We start from the raw sequence: 24,655 nt of genomic DNA, 5'->3' as shown, positions 1-24,655 counted from the left end.
TCTTTGTGCTGCTCCCGGCCGGGCGGCGTGGACGCAGAGTCTTGACTGTGTTCTCGGGTAGCGGGTCTGGGGCGGGCGGGAGCATCACGGGGCACCGCCCATGACGCGCAGCAGGGCGGGGGCGACGAGGATGGCCAGGAAGATGACGCCGAGCAGGCTCATCGGGATGGACATGCGTTCACCGATCTCGTTGGCCTTGGCCTTCTCCGTGTTGAGCATCGCGGTGCGCATCCCGGCGGAGCGGGCCCGCAGTTGGGCGTACACCTGGGCGCCTTCCTCCCCGGACAGGCGCATGATGTCGGCGAGGTCGTCCAGTTCGGGCAGGCCCAGCTCGTCGCCGAGGGCACGCAACGCCTCCCACGGGGTCAGGCCGGACCAGCGGGTGCGGGCCAGTTCCTCGGTCAAGCGGCGGAACACCCACGAGTCGCCGACCGCGGCCGCGGCCTCCATCGCCTGGCGGGGGCCGGCGCCGTTGTTGCGTTCGAGGGCGACGAGGTCGATGTAGGCGCCCAACGCGCGGGAGAAATCGGCGCGGGCGCGTTTGGCGTCGTCGCGCACGTTGTAGTCGGGCAGGAAGAACATCGCCGCCGCGAACCCGATCGTGGCCACGACCGGGATGACGAACGGCAGGTTGGCCCCGCCCAGCGTGAAGACCGTGCTCAGCAACGGTGGGATCGCCACCCCGACCAGAGCGAACAGGATCTTCTCCCCGTAGAACCGGGACACCGGTTTGCGCAGGATCGCCAGCTCCCGAACCGGGGCCCGACCCCACACTGTCGCGGGCAGGACCTTCATGCCCCACAACCCCAGACGCTGCGTGGAGTCGGTCGCGGCACCCACGGTCTGGGTGCGGCGACGGGCCTGATCCGGGGAGAGCCGCTCCAGTGCGTCACGAAGGTCCGGGTGCGCCGGGAAGAGATGCCAGACGAGTAGGACACCGCCCAGACCGACCAGGGCCCCGGCGACAATCGCGAGCTGCAGCCCGGTGACCATCAGCTAGCCGCCGCTCGAGCAGCCGCGCCAACGAACCGCGGCAGCGGTGCGCCGGTGGCCATGCGCCGCATCCACACCAACGTCGCCACGTACAGCGACAGCAGCAGCACCAGCAGTACCTGCCCGAGCGGGGTGCCGAACGGGGCGACGTACTCACCCGTCAGGGCGAGGAAAGCCAGGACGCTGACGGTGATGAGGGTGACCCAGCGGGCGGTGGCGCGCGGTTTGGCGCGGTCGGCCTCAATCTCGCGGCGTGCCCGCACGTCGGCCGCGACGGACTCGGCCAGGGCGTTCAGGACACTGGCTAAACCTGCGCCGCGGCGTCGGGCGCCGAGGATGAGGTTGGCGGCGACGACGTCGCCGGTGGCGTCGTCGAGGTCATCGGCGAACGCCCGAAGGGCGTCTTCGGTGGTCCACCGGGCCCGTAGCCGAGACGCCAACCTGGTCACCTCGGGACGGATCGGGTCCGGTGTGGAACGCAGGGTCGAGATGAGGGCCTGCTCGAGGCCGACGCCGGCGGTCAGGACCCCGGACAGGGAGCGGGTCCACTCCTCCATCGCCTCGAGCCGGTCGATCTTGGCCGATGCCGGCGGCGCGGACAGCAGCACCGGGAGGCCGGCGGCCGCGGCCGGGACGACCAAGACCGCGACCACCCATCCGGTCGCCCCGGCCACCAGAAGCCCGGTGGCGGTTCCGGCCAGCAGCAGCATCCGGGTCCGCCGCGACATGGACGTGACCCGCTTGACGCCTGGCATGGGTGTGGTGGGCGCGGCTGCACGGGGCGGGACCGGGTGCAGCCCGACGGCCATGCCGATGATGCCGGCGACGATTAGCGCGCCGGCCAGCGCTGGGAGGAACGCGGTCATGATGCGGCTCCCCGGGCGGTGGCGTAGAACGCATCCAGGTCGAAACCCCAGCGGGCCAGGTCCCGGTATGCGTCGTCCAGGACGTGCGGGGTGGCTTCGCGTTCGCCGGGGGCGGTGCGGAACACGTGCTGAACGGCGTACCCCTTCTCCCGCTCCCCGCCGGTGACGGTGATGATCTCGGCGACCCACCGTTGCCGTTGCGGGGTCCCATCCGCCATGGGGGTGGTCTCCAGGTGCACGTGGACCACGACGTCGATCGCGGACGCGATGGCGCGCACCGCGTAGTCGTGGGTGACGTGCGGGCCGGCTTCCATCGCGCAGGTAACGAGCTTGCCGATCGCACCCTCCGCGGACGGTGCGTGCGTGGTGGAGATCGACCCTGCTCCGGACTCCATCGCCTTGAGCATCGCGAGGATCTCATGTCCGCGGACCTCCCCGACGATCTGCCGGGACAGGTTGAACCGGAACGAGTCGAACAGGGCCTCGGACAGGGTGAACTCGCCCGCCTGCCGACCGTCCGGGCCTCGTTCACCGGAGCCGGGGCGGGCCTCCCACGCAAACACGATCGGGTGCTGGTCCCTGAGCTCGTGCAGGTGCAGCTCGTATTCGGTCTCGAAGGTGCCGATCGCCTCATGCTTGGGAATCTCCGCACACAAGGCCCGTACCAGAGTGGTCTTGCCAGCGCCCTGCGCTCCGGTGACGACGATGCTGCGCCGGGCGCGGACCGCGGCGGACAGGAACGACGCCGCCAGCTCGGACATCGCCCCGCGCTGCACGAGGTCGCCCAAGGTGACCCGGCGGAGCCGGTGCCGGCGGATCACTACCGACGGGCGCGGGGTCACCCACGCGGCAGCGGCGAGCCGGGCCCCGCCGTCCAGGCGCAGGTGCAGCCGAGGCTGCGCCTGGGAGAACGGGCGGGCGTTGACCTCGCTTCGGGAGGCGAGGAAGACGAGGAAGTCGATGAGTTCGGCGTCGGAGTCGGCCACCGCCGGGCCGGGAACCATTCGCCCGTCAACAAGCTCGAGGGTGACCTGGTCGTGGCCGGTGATGATGATGTTCTCCACCGTGTCGTCGTCCACCAACGGCTGAAGACGGCCCAGCCCGAACAGTGCGTTGTCGACCGCGGTGGCCATCGCGGCCTCCTCCGCCGGGGACCAGGTGGGGGCACCCACGTCAATCCGTTCGGCCGCCTCGCCTTCGAGCAGCTCGACGATGATCGAGCGGCCTCGGTCGCGTTGCGCTGCGACAGTGAGGTGGCCACGGTCCTCGCCCAGAGCGGCGCTGAGCCGGTCCGAGGCCTGTTGCCGGAACGCGGCGACCAAACCCCAGTCCAGGTCGCCCGCATACGGGCGGGGCAGCATCCGAGGCGCGACGATCGGATCGTGCCGGTCGACCGTTGTGGGGGTCATCGTGAACCCGCCGCGTACCCTCCCGGGTCGTGCGGCCGGTGGTGGCTCGAACAGTGGCAGCGCAGTCGGGTCGGAGCGGGGAGGCGTGTGGTTGCCGCTCATGAGCCGCCCCCCGGTGTGGCTGCGGTGAGCTGGGCGCGGCTCGCGGCGAGCCGGGTTTGGATGGCAGTGGTCGCGGAGCGCATGCTCCGCACTAGCGCCGAAACCTGGAACGTGCGGGGTGCGCTTTCTCCACGGGCGAAGACACCTGCGGCGGCCTGATCCCATGCCAGTGCTGCGGTCACCGGCAGGGACAGCACCGCAGAGACCTCTCGCGTGCCGTACGGCCTGCCCTCCCCCACCATCAGCAGCTCGATGGCGTCCAGTGCGCCCTGCTCCTCGAACTGGGATCGCAAGGTCTGCGCCCAAGATCTGGCCCCGGACAGAGCGACCAGGTCGGAGCGCGTGACCAGCAGTGTCAGGTCCGCGCCGTGGATCAGCGGCTCCGGTGACCCGAGCAGCCCGAGCCGACCGCCGTCGACGATGACGTCCTGCCCCAGGGCGTCCAGGCCGCGCAAGGCGCCGGCCAGTGGTTCCCACAACCCGTTCAGGGACCGGGCTTGTCCGTGGGCGCGGGTTCCCATTAGCAGGGTGACGGTCGTGTCGGGAATGGTCGTGGTCACCGTGGGGATCGCCTCGACAAGCTGCCCGTCGCGGTGCGCGAGCGCCAGGTCGATCAGCGAGTCGCTCGGGGCCGCGCCGCCTCGCAGATACCCTGCGGCGATGGCGGAGCCACCGGTGGGGTCGGCCTCGACCAGCAGCACCGGCCGGGGCCAGCACAATGCCAGGCCCATCGCGGTGGTGGTCACCCCCGGCGAACCCGATGCCGACATTAACGTGATCAGAGCCACAGGTCACCGCTCCCGGGAGTCCAGCACGATCGCGACGTTGCCCGTGGCTGCCCGTGCCGCCAGTTCCGCCGCCCGCGACTCGGGCACCTGGACGCTGACCACCGTCGCGCCCGTGTCAGGGTCGGGATGCTGACCGACGACGGTCGCGGGGATCGTCACCGGCGGTCCATCGACGATCTCGCCCCCGGCGCCGGGGGTGGCGATCACGCGGACCCGGTCGCCCGTGACCAGCGGCTCCCCCGGAAGCAACGACGCCGGCAAAGCTACCCCGACAACCGAGAATCCCCGAGGCGGCAGCACCGTCGCCGCGACCTGATCCCGGGTGACCAGGGTGCCAGCGGCCATGTCCATCGCGGCCCGTTGCCCCACCAGCGTCTCGACCTGCGCGGCCGGGACCGGGGCCAGGGCCGGGTCTAGCCCGACCTGCACGGCCATCAGGTCCTCGCGCGCGATGACGGCGCCGCGCTCGACTGCGGAACGGACCGCGACCACGCTGCGGGTGTCGCTCGTAGCCGTCCACGCGAACGCCCCCGTCAGTCCACCCACGCACACAGCCGCGATGGACGCGGCCACCAAGAGCGGACGGCGCCGAAGCTTCGGCGGTGGCGCGACCAGGCGATCCTTCCCGCCAGCTGGCACCCGGCTGTGGTTTTGCTGTCGGTCCACGGACCGCTCGGTGTCGACGCTCATGCCAAAGCCCCTCTGCTCCATTGCCGGTGAATTACTGGGTGAGGACCTGCGCCTCACCGATGGTGACCAATGCGCTGTCCGAGAACGACATTGGGATCGACCCGCTCTGCCCCATGCCGGCCCAGTCGACGCGCCAGTACGACGTCGCCCGCACCAGGTGTTTGCCCTGGCGGACGTAGGTGTGCCCGCAGTCGGGACTGGACTTCTTCCCGTAGCGATCCTCATACGGGGTGCCGGGGGTGCGGCACACGACGGTCTCCCCGTCGCCCATCGCCCACACCACCTTGGTGACCTTCGCCGTCGCCGTGACCGAAAACCCGGCGGCGCTGGCCGTGCGCGTCACCGGCCCCCACGTCGTCGGATCCGGCTGCTCCGCCCACATCCACACCGGCATCCCGACCAACCCAACCATCCCGGGTCTGGGTTCGGGGACCATGCCGATCCGCACCGCTCTCAGGTTCATCAGCGCGACCGCCTGTCGCGCCAGATCCCGGGGATCCGGTGGCGCCCCAACCCCAGGGGGTGAGGCCGACCAGAACCACACGACGATGAATCCGCCAGGCCCAAGGAACGGGCGTCGGCACTCGTAGATAGCACCCTCAGTACTGCCTTGCCACGCCGGATCCGACAAGGGCGGCTGCGGCGAGACCGCCTTCGCGTAGCACTGACGCGGCGGAACCCACCAACCCACATCGCTCGAACAGGGAACCTCTATCGGTGGCGTCCCGAGATCGAAACGACATACCGGCTTCACCGCTGGCACTGAATGACCTCCGCCCGGATCTGGAGGACTATCAGGGCCGCCCGGGGGCCCGGGGTCGGAGGGGGGGAGCACCACGATGATGCACGCCCCCGACTTGGGGTGTGGCTCCTGCCCCGGAGGGCAGCTGACCGGAGGCGCCGCGACCGCTGGAGTGGACGTCAACGCCCATACCCCGATGCTTAGAAGCAAGACGATCAACCGGCGCATGGCTGACCCTTGAGTAGGTCCTGAATGACGAAGAAACCTTCGGGAGCTTTCTGGACCATGTATGTGTAGTTCTGCAGTGCGGGTCGGTCGGATCGCACCATCGACTTGCCAGACGCATCAACCACGTCGACTGCCGACACGTCCAAACACGCGCTCACAGTGAACGTCTTGCCGTCCTTACTCGAGGCCTCGACGTCCCTTACGGTGGACAGCCCTTTCTGCGTGAGGCCTTGGGCTCGATCCGTGGTGAGGGTGGTTTGCCACTGTGCCAGCGCTTGTGAGCGGGCGACGGTGGCAAGAATGTTCAGGCTTTGGTTGGGGTTTGACGCAGCCCCGTCAAGGACCCACCAATATTCGGCGATCGCGTCCTCCGCTGAGCGCAGGTCCTGCTGATCGGGGGTCAATGACCTCGAGGGCGTCGACGTCGGCGTCGCGCTCTCCGACGATGACGACAGGCTGGTACCGGTTGGGCTAGCGCTGGGTGGGACCTCGTCAGAATTGCAGCCGGCGAGGGTCATGAGGCAGGCGACCACGGCCATGCTTGCCAGCATCCGCTGTCGCATATCTCCCCTTCGGTCTATCCCGAAAGCCTTCCGACCACTCGTTGTGGACACCTTCCCCAGAAGGTGTCCCAGTTCCCGGCGCCACGTGCGTGCCGATCACAAGCGGTCACCGCACGAACATGGCTTCTACGATCACACGTACATAACCGATCCGCCAGAGGTTCGGGCACCTGTGGAAAAGTCGGCAGGGTGCCGTGACACCCCGGGGCCAGATGCTTGTGCGCCCTCGCACTCTTGGGACGTTCGTGACGGTTTCCAACCGGTTACGCCGCCGTGCGCAGTCCTTGGGGAGTCCTTGGCAGATTCAGCCAGCACACACCAGCGCCCACGTCCCTCAGCACGTATCCGCAGGTCAGAGCACGTTTGCCGTCGACAGCCATCAACGTCCATCTACCGGGCACGACTTCGAGATGCACTTCGACATCTGATCGAACCAGCCCTCTGACCTGCGAAGACGTGGGTCAGAGGGCCGAGGTTTCCGCGAAAGTGTCCGTGCCAGCTGTGGGCGGGCGCATCGCGAGGACAGCACTCATGTCGGCCCTTGACGTCTCGTCGGCATCTGGGAACAGGTTCCCGCCCGTTGACGAGTTCATGGCGTCCGCAGATTTGCGGCTGGCTGCACGGGCCGGCGCCCTCGGGGCGACCGTGGTCACGCGCGAGACGTCAGATCCCGGTTGCAAGAAGCGCGTGAAGCTGCCGGACGCCGCTAGAGCGGTGGGCGTGAACCGCATCCAGCCGTTCAACGCGTGTGGGCGCCTCGGGCTGACGTTGTCCTGAGCGGGCGGCCACGCTGGCGCCAGCTCTCAGCCCCCAGGCCCGATGCTTTTGCGGACGCGCACCGACAGAGGTGCGAAGGAGCCCTTGTCTCCGCGAGGACGGATCAGAGCCTCCCTTTGTCCCGGAGATGCCCGGCAAGAACCAGCGCGTAGGCGAAGTCATCCGGATGCCCCCATGGCTTGCCCGAGATGTGACGCACCCAGTCCATCTCCTGTAGTCGGCTCAACGCGATGGTGTAGTGCGGCCTAGAGACGGGGATCAGGGCGCGATCTGTGATCGCCCAAGTTCCGTTTACGACCTGAACGACGTCGCGGAGCGTCTCATCGCCGAGAGCCTGGGCGCCCAACGCCGTTTCAAGTGTGCTTGCGAGTTCCTGAAGCGCTCTCATCGGCTGGAACGCGCCGTCGCCCGGCCAAAGCTTTTGTGCTCGAAGCGCCTCCCCAAGTCTGCCGAAGACGGACTCAAGAGTCTCAGGAACACGCCACTCGAGACGACACACCTCACGCGCGTCCGGCCGCTCGGCGGTCAGGGTCACGGTGCGAGGATCGTCGGACCATTCCCATCGCAGCAAGCAGTCGGTGATCGGTAGGTCGGTACGGACACCATTGGCGCTTATGTGCTCAGCCTCAGTTGCGTCGTGCAGCGCTGTCCAGATGTCGTCGTGGCTCGGCAACTGCCGGAGCGCCTCATACAGCTCCCGGTAGCGGTTGGTGACCCCTAGCGCCTGATCGTTAATACGCGCCGCGAGATCTTCCTGCGAGCGAACAGGGACCGTGCTCTCGATGTCGGCAGCTAACCCCGCAACCGCCGTCTGGGTGGCCTGTTCACCGCGCTCGACGTCCTTGACACGCCTCTCAAGTCGCCGCGCAAGAAACACGAGAGGAGCGGCGAGGAGGAGTGCCGCACCGACCTCAAGGAGAGCTGCGCTCCACCAACCCTCGGCGGCAGCCGAGATCCCGACCATGAAGAGACCAACCACCGTGATGCTGATGGCAAGCTCCTTGGGGCTCAGACGGTCGTCTGGGCTCTGTTCGCTCACGTTTCGGCCCCTTCGTGCATTGGTCAGATCGACGGCCCAGCCTCCCATCGGCCGACGCAGCTCCGTGGGAGGCCCACGCACCTACGTACTTTCTCCTGCTTCGCAAGCCCGATCGCCTTGTGTGAAGTGGGGCGTCAGCCCCGAGGACGGGCCGGTGTTTCCTTGAAGTGTCCGGGCCAGAAACCCCTCACAGCCAAGGTCGACCAACCCCGACCAACACGTATTCGCAGGTCTGAGAACCTGCAACCAACATCGGCCAACTTGAGCAATCGCGCACCAGCAGTACGCGATGTACTTCGAGCTATGCGTCAGCCGCGACTGCGGGGTACCTTGGCCACATGCCACGAGCGTGCCCACGGCATACTCCGCGGTGGTCATGCCAGCCTCGGCCGATTCCTTGATATGCGCCCAACGGCGCGAAAGAGCCTGTGTCACAGCGGATCTCCTCGATCGGTGCGGGGCTTGTCCCCGCTTCAGAACGAGTCCAGCCCAGTTCGCCATCAAGCGCGAGGCCCAGCCGATGATCTGTGGACGAGTTGCGTTGTGGGCCCTGCTTGTGGACAACTCGGTCACCGGGTCAGACGCCTCAGGGGTGCCTCAGTGACCGGAGCCCAGCTCGACCAGCAGCACGCCGCCGATGATCAGGCCGATACCGACGCCCATGAGCGCGGTGAGCGGTTCCTTGAAGAGGATGCGCGACGCGGCAGCGGTCAGCGCCACGCCGCTGGCCGCCCAGATGCCGTAGGCGACACCGAGTCCAAGCCCTTCGGAGAGCGTGACGGTGAGTGCGGCGAACGCACCGGCGTAGCCGAGGCCGACTCCGAGGTACCAGAGCTTGTTCTGGCCGGTGGACGCCATCCGCAGGCAGAGTGTCGCCGCGACTTCGAGGGTGATGGCCATGGCCAGGAAGACCCACTGCATCAGATTGCTCCATTGTTCGACTCGGGGGTGAGGTGCCCACGTTTGTCCTGCGCGGCCTGTGAGCCGATCTCCACGAGCAGCACCCCAGCGATGATGAGGACGATCCCCACACCCATGACGCGGGTGAACGGTTCGTCATAGATGACGGCGGACAGAACCGAGGTCAGGGCAACTCCCGATGCTGCCCACACGCCGTAGGCGACCCCGATCGGCATGTTCCGGCGCAGCACCGCGCTCAGGAAGATGAACGCCGCCACGAAGCCGACGACGACCGGGATGTAGAGCAGCGGCTCAACCAGTGCGCCCTTGAGCGACAGGGACGCCGTGACCTCGCTGAGGATTGCGGCGAGGAGCAGGGACCACTTGCTCACGAGCCCTCTCCTTCCAACAGGTCCAGCGCGAGCGCCAACAATCCCGGCCGGTCCTCGAGGGGGACGGGCAGGACGCCGCTGGCGTCGGCGAACCAGCAGCCATCCGCCATGAGCCGGACCGCATACAGACGGGCCCGGTCAGCCGCGGCGATCTCGGCAGGCACCTCAACCCAGCCCCGGAACCGATCAGCCCAGCGGGCGGCCATTGGCACCCGCAGCTTGGGGTCACACAGGATCACCAGGTCTGCCGCGTCGTGCGCGTAGGTGAGGGACCACCGCACGTATGCCGCAATGCGCTCACTTGCGGACAACCCCTCCGGCTCGGTTCCCTGGGTCGGCTGGGCGGGGAGCAGCGAGATGAAGTCACGCTCATAACCGTCGACGAGGTGGTCAACGAGCGCCGCGACCAGGGCCTCCTTCGTGGCGAAGTGATACATCAGGCCGGGCTTGCTCATCCCCGCAGCCCGAGCCGCAGCCTCCAAGGACAGGTTGCCGCCGGCACGCAGCAGATCGAGCGTGGCTTCCAGAGCAGCGACGCGTTGGGATGGACGGTGAGCAGCTGGCATGACAGTTACTTTACCAACCGGTTGGCTAAGTTTGTCAACTCGCGCCGCGTATCCGCATCTCGGTCGGCGGGACTCGGCGATGGCGACGAATCCAAAAGATGGCTACATCGACCATCACCCGACCCCAAGACTCGATCGGGCGAGGTGGAGCACGACGGGGACCACGGTCGTGCCGACGAACCCGGGCAGGAAGCAGGCGCCCAGCGGCAGGACGAGGAGAACTCCGGCACGCTGCACTGCGGCCTCCACGCGAGAGGACTCCTCGCGACGCATCCGCTCAGCGGCAGCGAGCACAACCCCGGCCGGCGCCGCGCCTGACTGCTCGGCGGCCTGCCACGCGAGGGCGGCAGGTCGCCACGCTTCCCCCACATGAGCCCAGGACGTCGCCGCGTCCTGGCCCCAGCGATGGGCACTCGCGACGACCCGCAGGTGATGCGCGACCGGACCGCCGGCCTTGTCCGCCACGGCTTCGAGGGCTTCGATCGGGCCGAGCCCGGAGCGCAGCGCGAGCGCGCAGAGCACCAACGCATCTGCAGCGGCGTCCACCGTCACTGCTGCCGTCGCGGCCGGGGTCAGCTGCGACGACAGCAGTGACGGGGACGGAATCGGACCAACCTGCCCGTCAGGTGCTCCTCTCTCGAGCGGCCCACGACGCCCCGCAGGCCACAGGAAGCAGGCGCCGACGACAAGGACGATCGCGGCGAGGACCATCACCTGAGCGCCGTCAGGTGTGCGCAGGCGACGCGGAGCATCACGACACCTCCGCCGGGCGCAGGGCTCGGCGCAGAACGGTTCGCGACCAGAACCAGCCGATTGCGGTGAGGCAGAGGCCTCCGAACGCAGCCGCGAGGGACGCGTTGCTGCCATAGACGTCACCCACGGGCAGGCCCAGGACCAACGCGACAAGCGGGCCACTCAGCGGCAACAGGGTGAGCAGCCACATCGAGGCGCGCGGACCAGCCGCGAGGACGGTGCGCCGATCGTCACTCGCTGCCCGCTCACGAAGCACGGCGGCCGACGCCCGGGCCGCAGGCGCCGCTGCCACTCCGAACTCATCGGTGAGCTGCCATGCCGCGGCAAGGAAGGCGAGGTCACGATCGCCCTCCGCGGCGCGGCTCAGACATTCGCCCACGGACCTTCCTCGCACCTGTGTTGCCGAGATCTGCTCACCCAACGCGGCGAACTCCGTGCGGGTTGCGGCCGACCCACCGACTTCACAGGCGAGACGGGCGGCTTCGGCTCCCGGCAGTCCCGCATCGAGACCCACGGCCGACAGCTCGGCAAAGTCGGCGACCCACCCTCGACGACGTCGCCCAAAGCTGACCTCGCGTGCCAGCAAGCGACGCAGTCGTGAGGACACCGCGTCGGGACGTCGCTCAGCCGCTGAGCCGTCCACGCCCCGGCCCATCGCCGATGACCCCAGCAGCGAGCGCGTCACGGGTCGGCCCCGTGGCCACACGAGGATCGCCGTCACGAGAAGACAGACCACGAGCAGGGTCACGCGACCTCCCGTCCCTCGCGCCCCAGGGCGTCGCGATTTCGCGCGGCCTGGCCCATCTCGTCCCGTGCGCCGGCGCCCACGTCAGCCGCTCGAAGCAGTCCGTCGAGCCGCTCGGCACCCGGCCCGCGCCGCGTCTCGGAGCCGGTGGTCCCCGGGACGCCCACCACGACGATCGCTTCGTCGACGACGACCTCGGACCCGGTCCAGCGCGTCACCCCAAGCGCCCGCACGAATCGTGCCGATCCCACCCGGGCCACCTCGACGACGATCTGGACGGCCCCGCGCAGCTGCGCGTGCACCGCCTCGCGGCCCAGTCCGGCCAGTGCCCCCAGCGCCTCGAGGCGGGCTGGCACCTCCTCAATCCCGTTGGCGTGCACCGTCCCTGCGCCTCCATCGTGACCGGTGTTGAGAGCCGCCAACATCTCGCGCACCTCGGCACCTCGGACCTCACCGACCACGAGCCGGTCGGGACGCATTCGCAGCGCCTGGCGCACCAGATCCACCATCGTCACACCGCCGACACCCTCGACGTTGGGCATGCGTCCTTGGAGCCGAACCACATGCGGGTGCGCCGGAGCAAGCTCGCGCACGTCCTCGACGACCACGATCCGCTCGTCGGGCGCGCACTCGGACAGCAGCGCACCGAGGACAGTCGTCTTGCCGGCTCCCGTGCCGCCCACGACGAGGAACGACAGGCGCGCTGCGACGACCCGCCGCAGCGCCTCTGCCAGCACGTCACCTTCGCCGCCCACAGCGCCCAATCGGATCAGGCCGTCGACGCCCACGGGTTGGTGTCGTGGGATGCGCAGGCTCAGGTGAGTCCCGGACTCGGCCAGGGGCGGCAGGATCGCGTGGAGTCGCACACCACCGGGCAAGACTCCGTCCACCCATGGCTGGGACTCGTCGAGCCGGCGACGAGCCAACCCCGCCAACCGCGTCGCCAGGGCACGAGCGGCAGCACGGTCAAGCCGCACCCCGGTCTCCTCCACTCCCCCACCGCGATCAACCCACACCGCACCGTCGCCATTGACGAGCACGTCCGTGACCGAGGCCAGCGCGATCCACTGCTCCAACGGTCCGAAGCCCAGCACCTGTTCACGCAACAACGCACTCTCGATGGCCACCCCCTCTGCACCGAGCTCGACGACCGACCCGGTCACCCCGGCGATCGCCGACGCATCCGGCGACCGGCCCTCGCGGATCGCCTCCTCGATGCCGGGCCAGCGCGGCGCCCACGCACCAGAACCAGAACCAGAACCAGCACCAGAACCAGCACCAGCACCACCGACTCCATCACTCATGCCGCACCCGCCTCAAGACGGTCGAGCAGGTCCAACACAACGCGATCAGCGCTGTCCCGCAACGGTCCTCGCAACCCCGGCCAGTCGCCCCGCTCGCCGTCACGGCGCACCCGGGGGTCGTGGCGCAGGTGCGCGAGGTGAGCCACACCCAGGTGGTCGAGCACCTCCTCGAGCTCGACGCCCACCGCCCCCGACGAACGCGTCACCAGCCCCACGCCGGCACCAGAGAGCTCGCAGACCAACGCTTCGGTGTCCGCGAGCTGCCGAGCCTGCAACCCGGAGACGACGTGGACGGCAGCGGCATCCTGCGTCAATGCCACAACGAGGGACGTCAGCGCAGGAGCATCAAGGACCACTGGCGTCTCCCCGCAGATCGACCTCAGGACGTCGATGACCACGGAGTCGGGGATCGCAGCACCACGCCCACCCGCCGACAGCACCGGCACCTCGCCATGCGGCAGCGCAGCAATCAGCCGTGCACACGACGTCGTCCCACGCAAGCGCGCCAGGTCGGGCCATCGCAGCCCCGGCACGTGCTCGGTGCCGCACGTCATGTCGAGCCCACCACCTCGGACATCGCCATCGACCAGGACACATTCGCCCAAGTGCATGGACATGCGCCGAGCCAGGGCAGCGGCCCAGGTCGACGCACCCAAGCCACCACTGGCGCCGAGCACCACCACGAGAGGTGTCAGAAGAGAAGTCATAATCACGACCGTCACCCAACGGCCAACCCGACCACCACCCAGCCGAGCGGATCTGTGGACAAGGGCACCCGGCATACGCCGCCTGTGGATGACGCGTGAGCGGAACTGCAAAAGAAAAGGCGACGGCCCCGGTCGGGGGGATGACCGGGGCCGTCGGGCGGGCCGAGCCCCGGGGGGGAGAGGCCGGACCACCCGTCGCTACAACCCCGAAGGGGAGCGATGACACCATCGTTGCGGATCGATCCGATGCATGCAAGGTGAACACTCAAACTCAACCAAAGTGACCATTCAATGACCACCCGAACGCGGCCAGGAGGGCACCCCACGACGATGACGCCCCTACAGGAGGGGCGTCATCCGCCGCGAGCGTTCCGGGCGACCAAGCGTGCACTTCCTTAGCCGTCGTATCGGGTCAAGCCCGAACAGACCGGTCCATCAGTGGACTGCCCGCGCGTGGGTACCCATTGCGTCTCGCGGTTGTTTCAGGTCGACCGGTTCCCGAAGGCCTGTCCGATGCATCCTGTCTACTCCCCTACGGCAGCCACGACAAGTCTTGACTTTGCTCAGGTGAGTCGCCCGGCAAGCACCGCATCGGCGATCCGCTCACCTTCAGCGGCCCCGGCGACGATCGCGTCGCAACAGTGGGTGAGCCACAGACCCACGCCTGCGGCGTCACCACGGCTGTATGCCGTGAGCCCACCGAGGTATGCCGGCCCACCTCCCGTCCCGTGCCCGGCTTCCGGAACCGCGACCCCGGTCGGGTCGAGGCCACCAGCCTGGATGACAGCGCGTTCGATGGCGCGGGCGACGACGCCGTTGCCGCGGGTGAACGGTCGGGCCGTGACGATCTCGGCGTGGGCGAGGGCCGCGACGATCGGCACGGGCAGGGTCGCCGCGCTCGCCAGGATCGCGACGACGCGCTGCAGTCGTTCGCGCGCCTCGGCAGCGGGCGGGGCGTCGCCGATCTCGACGAACTCGCGGCAGTCCTCGCCGTCTCGCCGGGGGCGGCCGAGCTCGTCATCGGGGACGAGCCCGGCGGCGGCAGCGGTGTGGAGGCGGGCGAGCGCCTGCATCGGGGCATTGAGCACGACGGCGCCGAGGCGCTCGGTCTCGGCCGTCGCGGCGACGACTCCGCGCATGACCTGCTCGACCGGGTCGGGTTCGTCGTGCCACGTCACGGCGCCGCGCATCAGGTCGCGCACGATGTCGACGGACAGGCGAGCGCCGTCGAGCTCACCGCTCGCCCAGGCACCACGGACGCGCGACTCGGCCGCGGCCTCGGGGATACGGCGGCGCAGCGCATTGTGCCAGCGCAACTGGGTGCAGGCCTGACGGGCGGCGTCGATCTTCTCGGGCATCCCGGGCAGGGTGCCGAGGGCGTTGACGGAGGCGGCGAGCTGAGCAGCGTTGGCGGACACGGTCACTCGCCCTGCGCGCGGTCGGGAGCGCGGGTCCCACGCTCTGCGTGGGCCGGCATGCGCACGCCTGCGAGTTGACGGGACTGTGCGACAACGCGATCGCGTGAATCCCAGATGATCGCGTCCTCCTCGAACAGTCCGCCGATGACGTTGCGGGTCGTGATGCGCATGCGCAGCCAGCCGGGCGCCGGGCACGAGCGGATGTGGCCGGAGAACGCGATCGTCGGCGCCCACCCGAGCGCGCCAAAGGTGAAGGTCACCGGCGGCATGGCGTCGAGGAAGAACGGGAGTGAGGAGACGTCGGGTTCGCGGCCGTCGGCGAACTTGATCCAGGCGCGCATCTCGCCGTCGCTGGCAGGTTGACCGAGCGCCCAGCCGACGGTGGCGGGGTCGATGCGCAGGTCGATGCGGTCGAGGAGGGCAATCTTCTGCGCGAAGCCGCCACGTGAGGCCGGCGCGCACCGCTCGGGTTCGGGCAGCTCGGGCGGCGCTTCCTCGAGGTGCACGGGCTCGCTGTGGGCGTCGAGGTCGGCAAACGTCGCGGTATGCCGCAGGCGCACCTTGTCGTCCTGGCTCACCGTGACCTCGGCGGTCGAGAACGAGCGGCCGATGCGCAGGATCTCTGTCTCCACGGTGGCGGGACCGGGCTGGGCCGCGGCGAGGAAGGTCGTGCTGAAGGCGACGGCGTCGACATGGCTGCCCTGCGCCTTCATCGCGTCCGAGGCCGCCTGCGTCGCCAGCGACATGAGGACCCCGCCGTTGATCGCTTCGCCGATGACCCAACCATCGGTGAGTTCTGCGGTGCCGTCGGAGATGCGCAGGACGTCGTCGAACTCACTCATGACGACGAGGGTATGCCGCGTGGTCGCGCTCGTCGTGAGCGGTGTGGCGGGCGCCGCAGAGTGCGCCGGGACCCCGACACGTGCTCGGGCCACCCCTTAGGCTCGCGCCATGTCGGCCTCCTTCGATCTCCCCACCGCCGTGGTCGTGGCGGGGGCGATGCTGCTGCTCGGGCTCGGGGTGTGGCTCGCCGGGCGTGGTCGCCGCAGGGGCTTCCTGTCGACGGTCGACCGGGTGACCTACTCGACGCTGCACACGGCCTCGCTCGCGTCGCGCCACCTCGCCGACGGGCTCACCCCCGAAGCGGCCGACCTCGCCGGCAAGCACCTCCTCGCGATCCTCGGTGCCAGATCCGTCGCCATCTGTGATGCCTCGGGCCTGCTCGCCTGGACCGGCCCCGGCGACCACCACTCCCCCGAAGCGCACGAACATGCCGCGGCAACGCGCACGTCCGGGGCGCCGACCGTTCTCGGTGGTGGCGAGATCACCTGCAGCGACCCCGACTGCCCCATCCGTGCGGCTGTCACTGCCCCGCTCATTGCCGACGAACGCGTCGTCGGGACGCTCACGGCATACGCACCGACGACGTCGGCCGGCCTCGCCCAGGCGACGGGGGAGCTGGCCCGCTGGGTGTCAGCGGAGCTCGACGTCGCCGAGCTGGGCCGCGCGCGCACCCGTGCCATGGAGGCCGAGCTCCGCGCCCTGCGTGCGCAGATCAGCCCGCACTTCATCTACAACTCGCTCGGCGCGATCGCGTCGTTCGTGCGGACCGACCCCGAGCGGGCGCGCGAGCTGCTGTTGGAGTTTGCCGACTTCACGCGCTATGCGCTGCGCCAGGGCGGGCCGTTCACGACCCTCGCCGAGGAGCTGCGCAACGTCGAGCGCTACCTCGTGTTGGAGCAGGCCCGCTTCGGTGAGCGGCTGCAGGTGTCGTTGTTGATCGCTCCCGAGGTGCTGCCGGTGCGGGTGCCCTATCTGGCGGTGCAACCGTTGGTGGAGAACGCTGTTCGGCACGGCCTCGCCACCAAGGAAGGTGTCGGCCACGTGACGATCACGGCGTCCGACCAGGGTTCCGAGGCCGAGATCTCCGTCGAGGACGACGGTGTCGGCACCTCGCCAGAGCTCGTGCAGCGCATCCTCGACGGCCAGTCGCGCGCCGACTCGGTGGGCCTGGGCAACGTCGACGCACGCCTACGGCAGATCTATGGCGACGAGTTCGGGCTCGTCGTCGAGACGGCTGTCGGGGCCGGGACCAAGGTGAGCTTCCGGGTCCCGAAGTACGTCCCGGGAGTCCACCAGGACTGACGCTGGGTGTGGGGAGCCGGGCTCACTCCCACTCCCAGCGAAAGCCATCACATCCCGGCCCAAAGCTCAACGCAATGGAGTGGACGGAGTGGGAGCTGTCCAGGACCGCCTCAGGGACCCCCTCCGGCTGGCCCTCCAGTCGCGAGTGCTGCTCGATCCGTTGGGGCAACGCGGCCGCGTTGAAACCCACCTCGAGCCCGAACTCGCGCGCCGGCAGCCGGAACTTGCGCTCATAGTTGGTCGCCAGCGGGTACGGCGCCCGGTCGACCGGCTCGTGCTCAGCCAGTGCGCCGGGCCAGAAGTGACCCTGTGCACTGCTGCGCCGGGGCGCAGCAGTGCACAGGGTGACGGGCACGGGGTCAGGCACAACACAGGGCGCTGGGCACTCGACCACGGCCCCGTCAGGCCACGGCAGTCGCCTCCAGCTCGATCAACTGGCCCGGGATCGCCAACCGGGTCACGCCGAGCATCGTGGTCGTCGGCGCAACACCCGCCGCACCCAGTCGAGCGGCCAGCACTCCGTAGTGCTGGAAGAGCAGGTCGACGTCGGTGGTGAAGACGTTGAGCCGGACGAGGTTCGCGAGGGACATGCCAGCTTCGGCGAGGACGGCCTCCACGTTGTCGGTGCTCAGCGCCAATTGCGCCGCCATGTCGCCGTCGTGCTCGGGCTTGGCCTCGGCGCTCATCGCGGTCTGCCCGGAGCAATACAACGTTCGGGTCTGCCCAGAGACGACCTCGCCCTGGTTGAAGCCCATCTCCACCGACCACGACACCGGGTTGACTGCAGTGCGTTCCATTGCCTCATCAGCTCCATTCATCGGGGCACCCACGGGCTGGGCGGCCTCCGTGCTGACCACTCTCGCAAGCAATACATGACACCTTGTGTCGTGTATTGCTGACATAGTTTCCTCATGCGCGCCGATCGCCTCGTTTCGCTCGTGCTGCTGCTCCGCCAGCACGAGCGGCTCTCCGCGACTGCGCTGGCCCGCGAGCTCGAGGTGTCCACCCGCACCGTGTTGCGCGACATCGAGGCGTTGTCCGCAGCAGGCGTCCCGGTCTATGCCGAGCGCGGTCGCCGCGGCGGTTTCGCGTTGCTCCCGGGCTTCCACACCGAGCTCACCGGACTGAACCACGAGGAGGCGCTGGCCCTGGTCGTGGCCGGGTCGCGGCGCGGCGCACAGGCGTTCGGACTTGGCTCGGCGCTCTCGTCGGCGATGCTCAAGGTGGTCGACGCGCTCCCAGAAGGCCATCGGGACAACGCTGCTGGCGCGTCCCAGCGCTTGCTCATCGACCCGGAGACCGACCTCCTCTCGCGACGGCTCGTGAGCGACACCGCCGACGGCGTGCCGGCGGCCGTCCTGGCCGAGGTCCGGCGGGCGGTCCTGTCCGGGCACAAACTGCGCATCCGGTATGCCGCCGTGAACCAGGACCCGAAGTGGCGCACCGTCGACCCGGTCGGGTTGGTCATCGTGCGCGACCAGGGCTACCTCCTGGCCACCCGATCCGGCGCCGACCGCACCTACCGCCTGTCCCGGGTCCTGGCTGCCAAGGCACTCTCCGAAGCGGCCGAGCGACCTGAGCACGTCGACCTTGAGCAGGCGTGGGAGCAGCGCAGCGTGCAGTTCCGCACCGGCGGTGACCAGGTCGAGGTGGTGGTTCGCATCGACCCGAGGCGTCGCGAGGAGCTGGTGGGCACGGCGTTGGCCGTCCTCGCCGAGGACGAGGAGCCTGACTCCTGGCTCCGGATGGAGGTCACGTTCCAGGACTCGCGGCACGCAATCTGGGCGCTGTGGCTGCTCGGCGCGAGCGCGCAAGCCGTTGCCCCGCAGTGGCTTCGCACCTCCTTGCGTGATCGCGCCACCACGATCGCCGCCTTCTACGAATGACCGTTCGCACCTGGGTGGATCTCGTGCTGATTTCGTTGGGCGAGTCGAACGCTGAGGTGGCCGGGGGTGGGACTGCACCTCAGCGTGGGCACCGCTCGCCGACGGCCGAGCGAGTCGTTCTGCGCAATCCCGAGAGCCCCTGCCCCAGCCTCCCCATGACTATCCTCGGTCCATGGCCCATGACGGCTCGCTGCGTGCCCTCGTCGTCGATGACGAACTCCCCGCCCTCTCCGAGGTGCGGTTCCTGCTCGACTCCGATTCGCGGATCGGTTCTGTCCTGACGGCGTCGAGCGGGACCGAGGCGCTGCAGATGCTGGAGTCCCACGAGATCGACGTGATCTTCAGCGACATCTCGATGCCGGGGCTGGATGGCATGGCATTGGGGCGGGTCCTGGCTCGCTTTGCCTCTCCCCCGCAGCTGGTGTTCGTCACCGCGCACGAGCAGCACGCTGTCGACGCCTTCGCCCTCGCCGCAACGGATTATGTGATGAAGCCGGTGCGCGGCGAACGTCTCGCCGAAGCCGTCCGTCGCGTCGTGGCAAAACAGGACGAGGCGGGTATGCCGCCCGCGCCCGGTGTCGACGCCGGTGCGCCTTCCGCTGTGGCTGGGAGCTCTGGCGCCGGCCCCGAGGACGAGACGATCCCCGTCGAGCTCGGTGGCGTCACCCGCTTCATCACGCGGTCCCAGATCCGCTATGCCCAGGCCTCTGGTGACTACGCCCGGCTGCACACCGCCGACGGCAGCCACCTCGTGCGCATCCCCCTCGCCGTCCTCGAGGAGAAGTGGGCCGATCACGGCTTCGTGCGCATCCACCGTTCGACCCTTGTCGCGCTCCCCCACGTCACCGAGGTCCGGATGGACCACGGGCGGTGCTCGGTCGTCATCGGTGACGTCGAGCTCCAGGTGAGCAGACGGCATACGCGACAACTCCGGGACGTCCTGCTGAGGCGACCCGGCACGGGTATCGGATGACGCGCGGACCGGTCCGCACTCCATGACACCCGAGCGCTCGGGGGTGCCGCCGCGGGTGCGCGTCACGAGCTCACGGCGGTCGGCCGTGGCGGCGGTGACCGCGCACGCCCGGGTGCAGGCGCGCGACCTCGACGAGCAGACCGAGTTGGGTGACGTCTACATCGACGGGCTGCGGCGGGCCCAGCTGCGGTTGGCGCTCACCGTCCTGGCGCTCATGGCCGCGGCGATCGGTGGGTTCCCGTTGTTGCTGACGTTCGTGCCGTCGACGCGGACGATGACGCTGGTGGGGGTGCCGCTGCCGTGGCTCGTGCTGGGGGTGCTCGTCTATCCCGCGGCGTGGCTGCTGGCGCGGGGCTATGTGCGGCAGGCCGAGCGGATCGAGTCGGAGTTCGCCGACATCGTCGAGCCCGGCCTTGGGGCTGAGCCCGAGAGCCCGGGGCGGCGCGATGGCTGACGCGTTCTCGATCATCGCCGTCGGCCTCGTCTGCTTCACGACGATGGTGGTCGGGGCGTGGGGGCTGCGGTTGTCACGGCGGACCTCGGACTTCTATGTGGCGGGGCGGACGGTGTCGCCGCGGTTGAACGCGAGTGCCATCTCTGGTGAATACCTCTCTGCTGCTTCCTTTTTGGGCGTTGCCGGGCTGATCTATGACCAGGGCGTCGACCTCCTGTGGCTGCCGGTGGGCTACACATTGGGCTACCTGGTTTTGTTGGTGATGGTGGCGGCGCCGATGCGGCGTTCGGGGGCCTACACGTTGCCTGACTTCGCCGAGGCGCGGCTGGGGTCGGTGCTGGTGCGGCGGCTCGCGGCGGTGCTGGTGGTGGCCATCGGTTGGATGTATCTCGTGCCGCAGTTCCAAGGTGCGTCCTTGGCGTTGCAGCTCGTGACGGGGGCGCCGCAGTGGGTGGGGTCGTTGTTGGTGGCGGTGGTCGTTGCTGTTGCCGTCGGGGCCGGTGGGATGCGGTCGATCACGTTCGTCCAGGCGATGCAGTACTGGATCAAGCTCACCTGTCTGGCGGTGCCGGCGTTCGTGCTCATCGCGCTCTGGATGCGTTCTGGCGGCGGGGGGCCCGACGTGTCGAGCTCATGGTCGCTGCCGTTCGTGCCCCAGTCGCCGGATGACCACCCGTTCTATCGGACGTCGTCGATGATGCTCGCGCTGTGCCTGGGGACGATGGGGTTGCCGCACGTGTTGGTGCGCTACTACACGAACCCCGACGGGGTGGCGGCGCGACGAACGACAGTGTCGGTCGTTGCGCTGTTGGGCGTGTTCTATCTGCTGCCGCCGGTGTATGCCGTGCTGGGCCGGGTGGCCTTGCCGTCACTGCCGGAGGGGGTGCGGTCCGACACGATCGTGATCCAGTTGCCGGCGCAGGTCATGGATGGTCTGGGCGCGGACCTGCTGACGGCGATGCTGGCGGGTGGGGCGTTTGCTGCGCTGTTGTCGACGGCGTCGGGGTTGGCGATGTCGGTGACGGGCGTGCTGCACCAGGAGTTTCTGCGGCCTCGGTTGTCGCGCCTGACGGGTGGGGATGCGTTTGGCTTTGGGGGGTTCCGGTTGGCGGCTGTCGCAGCTGTGGCGGTGCCGTTCATCGTGGCGCGGTTCGTCGAGCAGATCGGGATCGCGACGACCGTGGGGTTCGCGTTCTCGTTGGCGGCGGCGACGTTCGCGCCGCTGCTGATCCTTGGAGTGTGGTGGCGGCGGTTGAGCCGGACCGGTGCTGTGGCCGGGTTGGTGGTGGGGGCGCTGGCAGCGACGTCGGCGGCCGTGACGACCTATGCCGCAGGGCCCTTGGACGGTTGGGCCGGCGCGCTGCTGGCGAATCCTGCAGCGTGGTGCACTCCATTGGCGTTTGCGACGGCGGTCATCGTGTCCCTGGCAACCCCAGCCACGATCCCCCGCGACACAGCCCGGCTCATGGTCCGCCTCCACACACCAGAGAGGGTCCACCTGGCCCGAAGCCGCCTCAGCGACTGAGTCCGGCGCGTGATGTCAGGGCTGCAGTCCGGGCCGCCCGCGATCTCCTGCTAGAGCACCTGCGATGCGGCGATCTTGAGGACCCCGCCCTCGTCGACCAGCCGGAAGCTGGTGCGCTCCACGTCGACCCGTCCGTTGCCGTAGGTGTAGGTCAGGGTGGCCACGACCCGGTCGGGAACTGAGGCCCGGACGTTGCTGACCTTCACGTCATCGATGTTGCTCCAGAAGTTCTCGTAGGACCTCCGGCCACCGGAGGGGCTGGCTTGGTAGCCGGCTGTCATCAACGGCCAGGCCTGGTCCGTGCCGTCGGGGAGCAGCGAGTAGTAGTTGGTGATCGCCGACGAGAGCTGCGCCGCCCGGCCCGCGGGTGCGGGGGCCGTGGGGGTCGGGGTCGCTCGCGTCGGACTCGGCGTGCGTGTGGGCGTGGGGGTGGGCGCCGTCGTCGTCGGGGCAGGCGTCGAGGGCGCAGGTGTTGTGGGTGCAGGCGTCGTCTCGGACTCTTGCGGAGAGGTCGGCGGCGCGCTGGACGGCGTCGTCTGCGTTGTGTTGCTCCTGTCGGCCGCGGAGTCACGACCCAGGTTGTCGGTGAGCGCGGCCCCGATCACCACCGCCAGCGCGAGCACGACGCCGGCACCCAGGAGCAGGAGCAGGGGTGAAGGACGTCGACGGCGCTCCTCTTCCGACGGCCGTGTCGAGGGGCCAGGGGCGGCCGCTACCGGTCGTGCGGCACCGGCCGCAGCCAACCCCGGCAGCCCTGGCAGCCCCAAGGACTGGTCTCGCCGGTCGTCAGGTTCCGTGTAGTTCGTCAGGATCGCGGTCGCATCCTGGGGGACCGCCAACGGCGGCTCGGCAGGTTGGCCGTCGGTCTGGAGATCGGCCAGCTCGAGGGCGACCGTCTCCATGGTGGGGCGCGAGTCGGGCTCCGAGGACAGCATGTCGAGCAGGAAGGGGGTCAGGTCTCCGGCACGTGTCGGCGATGGGACTTGGGCGGCTGCCACCTTGTGGAGCAGTGCGATGGAGTTGCTCTCCGACCCGAAGGGCGGAGCGCCCTCCAACGCGGCATACAAAGTCGACCCGAGTGAGAAGACGTCGGCAGGGAAGGAGGCGTTCTCGCCTCGAGCCACCTCCGGCGCCAGGTAGGCGGGCGTGCCGTGGATCATCCCGGTGTGCGTGAGGGTGGCATCGCCCATCGCGTGGGAGATGCCGAAGTCGCTGATGTGAGCCGACCCATCGGCCGTGATGAGGATGTTGCCGGGCTTGACGTCTCGATGGACGATCCCCAGCTTGTGGGCGGCCGCCAGCGCGGAGGCGATCTCGGTGCCGATCCTGGCAACGCGACTCAAGGGCATGGGTCCGCTGTCGCGGAGCACTGCGGACAGCGGGGTCGAGGGCACGAACTGCATGATCAGGCACGGCTGGCCGTCGTGCTCGACCGCGTCGAAGACGGGCACGGCGTTGGGGTGGTGCAGCCGGGCGGTGATGCGCGCCTCCCGCATGGCGCGGTCCTTGGCCATCTCCGCCTCATCTTCGGGGACGCCCGAGAGAGTGCGCAGCTGCTTCACCGCCACTGGGCGCTCGAGACGCTCGTCCCACGCCTCCCAGACCACTCCCATTCCTCCGGTGGCGATCACCTTGATGAGGCGGTAGCGGCCAGCGAGAAGTGCTTCTGGAACAGTCACACAAAGTCCTTCCTGACCCCTGACTCGTCGAGTTTAAGTGCTCGCCGACCTCGGAAACGCGAAGAGCGTGCGCACTCCTGGGCTGAACGCCACGTGGTCTGGCGGGCGGAAACTCAGGCCCGCTCAGCGGAGTCCCGCAGCACCGTGGCGGCGACCCGGCTCATGTGCTCGGCCCGAGCTGGCCAGCTCATTCCCATGAAGTGGACCGCGTGCGGGAACGGCACGCTGGGCCGGGTCGCATAGGACTCTGGCACAGAGTTGTAGCAGTTCTCGCTCGTTCGCCCGTCAAGATAGGGCTGGTTCCAACCCGGTGGCAGCCAGCTCGTTCCTGCAAGGAACGGCGATCCGACCCCGGGGCCGGCCCAGCGATACACCTCGTCACCTCGGTTCCAACCGAGGGCGGCGAGGACGGCGCCCTGGTCTGCCCAGGGCCCGGGCTGTGGTCCGGCCGCCTCGACGGCGTCGAGGAAGGCGAGCGCCTCAGGACAGGACCGCATCAGCCACACCCCCGTGTTCGGATTGACCCGATGCTCGAAAGGAACGTGCTCCAGGGCCAAGGCTTGGAAATGGTCGGGGTGCAGGTGGTCGGCGATGTCCTCGTCCGTCCGCGTCAGCAGGATGTCGGCGTCGAGCCACAGCACGAGGGGGAACTCGGCCAGGGCCTCACGCATCACCGTGAGTTTGGCCCATTTCGCGTGCTGGGCGGCTTCGTCAGCTGCGGTTCCGTCACGAGGGAGATCGCGAGCGCGCACCTGGTACCCCCAGCGGTTGCCGAACTGCTGGAATGTCGGCAACGCGAACTGGTGAAGCAGACTGCGCATGTTCGGGCCGGCGGCAGTGACCACCACGCCGCGAGAGCCAGCGCCGTCTGGCGAGCGTTCGGGTTTGCTCGGATCGCTCATCCCGTCCTCCTTGGCCAAGCTGTGAGTCGTCCTGCGCTGCAGGCGACTCCACATCTTGGACCGTAACAAGGGGGCCCAGCGCGGCGCAGCGTTTGAACACCATCGGGCA

Annotated in this window: 28 protein-coding genes; 6 read left to right on the top strand and 22 right to left on the bottom strand. The window is 69.1% G+C overall.

Features of this window, described 5'->3' with window-relative positions; all coding sequences use genetic code 11:
* Positions 1–84: 84 nt before the first annotated feature.
* From V6K52_RS03345 to V6K52_RS03315, 7 genes are all read right to left on the bottom strand, one after another.
* The gene (locus V6K52_RS03345; RefSeq protein ID WP_353952488.1) at positions 85–993 is read right to left on the bottom strand and encodes a type II secretion system F family protein; all 909 of its coding nucleotides are present in this window, start codon (positions 991–993) and stop codon (positions 85–87) included.
* Positions 993–1,859 carry a type II secretion system F family protein gene (locus V6K52_RS03340; RefSeq protein WP_353952487.1) on the bottom strand — a complete coding sequence of 289 codons (867 nt, stop codon included), beginning with the start codon at positions 1,857–1,859 and terminating at the stop codon, positions 993–995. The genes V6K52_RS03345 and V6K52_RS03340 overlap by 1 nt, the downstream gene beginning before the upstream one ends.
* A complete protein-coding gene (locus V6K52_RS03335) occupies positions 1,856–3,268 on the bottom strand; it encodes an ATPase, T2SS/T4P/T4SS family (RefSeq protein ID WP_353952486.1) in 1,413 nt (470 codons plus the stop codon). Before V6K52_RS03335 ends, V6K52_RS03340 begins: the two co-directional genes overlap by 4 nt.
* Positions 3,269–3,366: 98 nt before the next feature.
* On the bottom strand, positions 3,367–4,116 hold the full coding sequence (locus V6K52_RS03330; protein ID WP_353952485.1) for a hypothetical protein: 750 nt from the start codon (positions 4,114–4,116) through the stop codon (positions 3,367–3,369).
* A 45-nt stretch (positions 4,117–4,161) separates the two neighbouring features.
* The gene (locus V6K52_RS03325) at positions 4,162–4,848 is read right to left on the bottom strand and encodes an SAF domain-containing protein (RefSeq protein WP_353952484.1); all 687 of its coding nucleotides are present in this window, start codon (positions 4,846–4,848) and stop codon (positions 4,162–4,164) included.
* 31 nt (positions 4,849–4,879) lie between these two features.
* On the bottom strand, positions 4,880–5,311 hold the full coding sequence (locus tag V6K52_RS03320; protein ID WP_353952483.1) for a hypothetical protein: 432 nt from the start codon (positions 5,309–5,311) through the stop codon (positions 4,880–4,882).
* Positions 5,312–5,805: 494 nt separating this feature from the next.
* A complete protein-coding gene (locus V6K52_RS03315) occupies positions 5,806–6,357 on the bottom strand; it encodes a hypothetical protein (protein ID WP_353952482.1) in 552 nt (183 codons plus the stop codon).
* Positions 6,358–6,912: 555 nt separating this feature from the next.
* On the opposite strand from V6K52_RS03315, the gene V6K52_RS03310 reads away from it, so the two are divergent.
* Positions 6,913–7,158, top strand: a complete 246-nt coding sequence (locus V6K52_RS03310; protein ID WP_353952481.1) for a DUF4411 family protein — start codon at positions 6,913–6,915, stop codon at positions 7,156–7,158.
* 103 nt (positions 7,159–7,261) lie between these two features.
* Here the strand turns inward: V6K52_RS03310 and V6K52_RS03305 are convergent, their stop codons facing one another.
* The 11 genes from V6K52_RS03305 to V6K52_RS03255 all read right to left on the bottom strand — a co-directional run bounded on the left by V6K52_RS03305 (position 7,262) and on the right by V6K52_RS03255 (position 15,824).
* Complete coding sequence (locus V6K52_RS03305; RefSeq protein WP_353952480.1) at positions 7,262–8,197, bottom strand: hypothetical protein; 936 nt, start codon at positions 8,195–8,197, stop codon at positions 7,262–7,264.
* An 81-nt stretch (positions 8,198–8,278) separates the two neighbouring features.
* A complete protein-coding gene (locus tag V6K52_RS03300; RefSeq protein ID WP_353953706.1) occupies positions 8,279–8,698 on the bottom strand; it encodes a DUF4244 domain-containing protein in 420 nt (139 codons plus the stop codon).
* A gap of 96 nt (positions 8,699–8,794) precedes the next feature.
* On the bottom strand, positions 8,795–9,118 hold the full coding sequence (locus V6K52_RS03295; protein WP_353952479.1) for an SMR family transporter: 324 nt from the start codon (positions 9,116–9,118) through the stop codon (positions 8,795–8,797).
* Complete coding sequence (locus V6K52_RS03290; RefSeq protein WP_353952478.1) at positions 9,118–9,489, bottom strand: SMR family transporter; 372 nt, start codon at positions 9,487–9,489, stop codon at positions 9,118–9,120. Before V6K52_RS03290 ends, V6K52_RS03295 begins: the two co-directional genes overlap by 1 nt.
* Entirely contained in the window at positions 9,486–10,055 is a 570-nt protein-coding gene (locus V6K52_RS03285; protein WP_353952477.1) for a helix-turn-helix domain-containing protein, read from the bottom strand. The genes V6K52_RS03290 and V6K52_RS03285 overlap by 4 nt, the downstream gene beginning before the upstream one ends.
* A 114-nt stretch (positions 10,056–10,169) precedes the next feature.
* Positions 10,170–10,766 carry a type II secretion system F family protein gene (locus V6K52_RS03280; RefSeq protein ID WP_353953705.1) on the bottom strand — a complete coding sequence of 199 codons (597 nt, stop codon included), beginning with the start codon at positions 10,764–10,766 and terminating at the stop codon, positions 10,170–10,172.
* A 40-nt stretch (positions 10,767–10,806) separates the two neighbouring features.
* Positions 10,807–11,556 carry a hypothetical protein gene (locus V6K52_RS03275; RefSeq protein WP_353952476.1) on the bottom strand — a complete coding sequence of 250 codons (750 nt, stop codon included), beginning with the start codon at positions 11,554–11,556 and terminating at the stop codon, positions 10,807–10,809.
* Positions 11,553–12,857 (bottom strand): TadA family conjugal transfer-associated ATPase, encoded by a 1,305-nt coding sequence (locus V6K52_RS03270; RefSeq protein WP_353952475.1) that lies wholly within the window; start codon positions 12,855–12,857, stop codon positions 11,553–11,555. The genes V6K52_RS03275 and V6K52_RS03270 overlap by 4 nt, the downstream gene beginning before the upstream one ends.
* Positions 12,854–13,564, bottom strand: coding sequence for a hypothetical protein (locus tag V6K52_RS03265; protein ID WP_353952474.1), 711 nt, complete (start codon positions 13,562–13,564; stop codon positions 12,854–12,856). The genes V6K52_RS03270 and V6K52_RS03265 overlap by 4 nt, the downstream gene beginning before the upstream one ends.
* A gap of 563 nt (positions 13,565–14,127) precedes the next feature.
* Complete coding sequence (locus V6K52_RS03260) at positions 14,128–14,982, bottom strand: hypothetical protein (protein WP_353952473.1); 855 nt, start codon at positions 14,980–14,982, stop codon at positions 14,128–14,130.
* Positions 14,983–14,984: 2 nt separating this feature from the next.
* Positions 14,985–15,824, bottom strand: coding sequence for a thioesterase family protein (locus V6K52_RS03255; protein WP_353952472.1), 840 nt, complete (start codon positions 15,822–15,824; stop codon positions 14,985–14,987).
* Between the two features lie 109 nt (positions 15,825–15,933).
* Between V6K52_RS03255 and V6K52_RS03250 the strand changes: the two genes are divergently transcribed.
* Positions 15,934–17,127, top strand: a complete 1,194-nt coding sequence (locus V6K52_RS03250) for a histidine kinase (RefSeq protein ID WP_353952471.1) — start codon at positions 15,934–15,936, stop codon at positions 17,125–17,127.
* 22 nt (positions 17,128–17,149) lie between these two features.
* On the opposite strand, the gene V6K52_RS03245 is transcribed toward V6K52_RS03250, so the two are convergent.
* Both V6K52_RS03245 and V6K52_RS03240 read right to left on the bottom strand, forming a co-directional pair.
* Entirely contained in the window at positions 17,150–17,482 is a 333-nt protein-coding gene (locus V6K52_RS03245) for a hypothetical protein (RefSeq protein WP_353952470.1), read from the bottom strand.
* Between the two features lie 46 nt (positions 17,483–17,528).
* Positions 17,529–17,924, bottom strand: coding sequence for a RidA family protein (locus V6K52_RS03240; protein WP_353952469.1), 396 nt, complete (start codon positions 17,922–17,924; stop codon positions 17,529–17,531).
* A gap of 114 nt (positions 17,925–18,038) precedes the next feature.
* On the opposite strand from V6K52_RS03240, the gene V6K52_RS03235 reads away from it, so the two are divergent.
* From V6K52_RS03235 to V6K52_RS03220, 4 genes are all read left to right on the top strand, one after another.
* Complete coding sequence (locus V6K52_RS03235; RefSeq protein WP_353952468.1) at positions 18,039–19,013, top strand: WYL domain-containing protein; 975 nt, start codon at positions 18,039–18,041, stop codon at positions 19,011–19,013.
* 172 nt (positions 19,014–19,185) lie between these two features.
* Positions 19,186–19,986 (top strand): LytTR family DNA-binding domain-containing protein, encoded by an 801-nt coding sequence (locus tag V6K52_RS03230; protein WP_353952467.1) that lies wholly within the window; start codon positions 19,186–19,188, stop codon positions 19,984–19,986.
* A 22-nt stretch (positions 19,987–20,008) separates the two neighbouring features.
* Positions 20,009–20,440 (top strand): DUF485 domain-containing protein, encoded by a 432-nt coding sequence (locus V6K52_RS03225; protein WP_353952466.1) that lies wholly within the window; start codon positions 20,009–20,011, stop codon positions 20,438–20,440.
* The gene (locus tag V6K52_RS03220; protein WP_353952465.1) at positions 20,433–21,965 is read left to right on the top strand and encodes a cation acetate symporter; all 1,533 of its coding nucleotides are present in this window, start codon (positions 20,433–20,435) and stop codon (positions 21,963–21,965) included. The genes V6K52_RS03225 and V6K52_RS03220 overlap by 8 nt, the downstream gene beginning before the upstream one ends.
* A gap of 50 nt (positions 21,966–22,015) precedes the next feature.
* Here the strand turns inward: V6K52_RS03220 and V6K52_RS03215 are convergent, their stop codons facing one another.
* A complete protein-coding gene (locus V6K52_RS03215; protein ID WP_353952464.1) occupies positions 22,016–23,644 on the bottom strand; it encodes a serine/threonine-protein kinase in 1,629 nt (542 codons plus the stop codon).
* 113 nt (positions 23,645–23,757) lie between these two features.
* On the bottom strand, positions 23,758–24,546 hold the full coding sequence (locus V6K52_RS03210) for a hypothetical protein (protein WP_353952463.1): 789 nt from the start codon (positions 24,544–24,546) through the stop codon (positions 23,758–23,760).
* Positions 24,547–24,655: the final 109 nt, after the last annotated feature.

Source organism: Knoellia sp. S7-12, assembly GCF_040518285.1.
Lineage (GTDB): Bacteria > Actinomycetota > Actinomycetes > Actinomycetales > Dermatophilaceae > Knoellia.
This window is presented reverse-complemented; position numbering and strand designations above follow the sequence as displayed.

What these genes read in the sequence shown, in the direction of transcription:
- V6K52_RS03345 (WP_353952488.1), bottom strand. Translation starts at nt 993, where the DNA reads ATGGTCACCGGGCTGCAGCTCGCGATTGTCGCCGGGGCCCTGGTCGGT.
- V6K52_RS03340 (WP_353952487.1), bottom strand. Translation starts at nt 1,859, where the DNA reads ATGACCGCGTTCCTCCCAGCGCTGGCCGGCGCGCTAATCGTCGCCGGC.
- V6K52_RS03335 (WP_353952486.1), bottom strand. Translation starts at nt 3,268, where the DNA reads ATGACCCCCACAACGGTCGACCGGCACGATCCGATCGTCGCGCCTCGG.
- V6K52_RS03325 (WP_353952484.1), bottom strand. Translation starts at nt 4,848, where the DNA reads ATGAGCGTCGACACCGAGCGGTCCGTGGACCGACAGCAAAACCACAGC.
- V6K52_RS03320 (WP_353952483.1), bottom strand. Translation starts at nt 5,311, where the DNA reads ATGAACCTGAGAGCGGTGCGGATCGGCATGGTCCCCGAACCCAGACCC.
- V6K52_RS03315 (WP_353952482.1), bottom strand. Translation starts at nt 6,357, where the DNA reads ATGGCCGTGGTCGCCTGCCTCATGACCCTCGCCGGCTGCAATTCTGAC.
- V6K52_RS03310 (WP_353952481.1), top strand. Translation starts at nt 6,913, where the DNA reads ATGTCGGCCCTTGACGTCTCGTCGGCATCTGGGAACAGGTTCCCGCCC.
- V6K52_RS03300 (WP_353953706.1), bottom strand. Translation starts at nt 8,698, where the DNA reads ATGGCGAACTGGGCTGGACTCGTTCTGAAGCGGGGACAAGCCCCGCAC.
- V6K52_RS03295 (WP_353952479.1), bottom strand. Translation starts at nt 9,118, where the DNA reads ATGCAGTGGGTCTTCCTGGCCATGGCCATCACCCTCGAAGTCGCGGCG.
- V6K52_RS03285 (WP_353952477.1), bottom strand. Translation starts at nt 10,055, where the DNA reads ATGCCAGCTGCTCACCGTCCATCCCAACGCGTCGCTGCTCTGGAAGCC.
- V6K52_RS03280 (WP_353953705.1), bottom strand. Translation starts at nt 10,766, where the DNA reads ATGGTCCTCGCCGCGATCGTCCTTGTCGTCGGCGCCTGCTTCCTGTGG.
- V6K52_RS03270 (WP_353952475.1), bottom strand. Translation starts at nt 12,857, where the DNA reads ATGAGTGATGGAGTCGGTGGTGCTGGTGCTGGTTCTGGTGCTGGTTCT.
- V6K52_RS03265 (WP_353952474.1), bottom strand. Translation starts at nt 13,564, where the DNA reads ATGACTTCTCTTCTGACACCTCTCGTGGTGGTGCTCGGCGCCAGTGGT.
- V6K52_RS03255 (WP_353952472.1), bottom strand. Translation starts at nt 15,824, where the DNA reads ATGAGTGAGTTCGACGACGTCCTGCGCATCTCCGACGGCACCGCAGAA.
- V6K52_RS03250 (WP_353952471.1), top strand. Translation starts at nt 15,934, where the DNA reads ATGTCGGCCTCCTTCGATCTCCCCACCGCCGTGGTCGTGGCGGGGGCG.
- V6K52_RS03240 (WP_353952469.1), bottom strand. Translation starts at nt 17,924, where the DNA reads ATGGAACGCACTGCAGTCAACCCGGTGTCGTGGTCGGTGGAGATGGGC.
- V6K52_RS03235 (WP_353952468.1), top strand. Translation starts at nt 18,039, where the DNA reads ATGCGCGCCGATCGCCTCGTTTCGCTCGTGCTGCTGCTCCGCCAGCAC.
- V6K52_RS03230 (WP_353952467.1), top strand. Translation starts at nt 19,186, where the DNA reads ATGGCCCATGACGGCTCGCTGCGTGCCCTCGTCGTCGATGACGAACTC.
- V6K52_RS03225 (WP_353952466.1), top strand. Translation starts at nt 20,009, where the DNA reads ATGACACCCGAGCGCTCGGGGGTGCCGCCGCGGGTGCGCGTCACGAGC.
- V6K52_RS03220 (WP_353952465.1), top strand. Translation starts at nt 20,433, where the DNA reads ATGGCTGACGCGTTCTCGATCATCGCCGTCGGCCTCGTCTGCTTCACG.
- V6K52_RS03210 (WP_353952463.1), bottom strand. Translation starts at nt 24,546, where the DNA reads ATGAGCGATCCGAGCAAACCCGAACGCTCGCCAGACGGCGCTGGCTCT.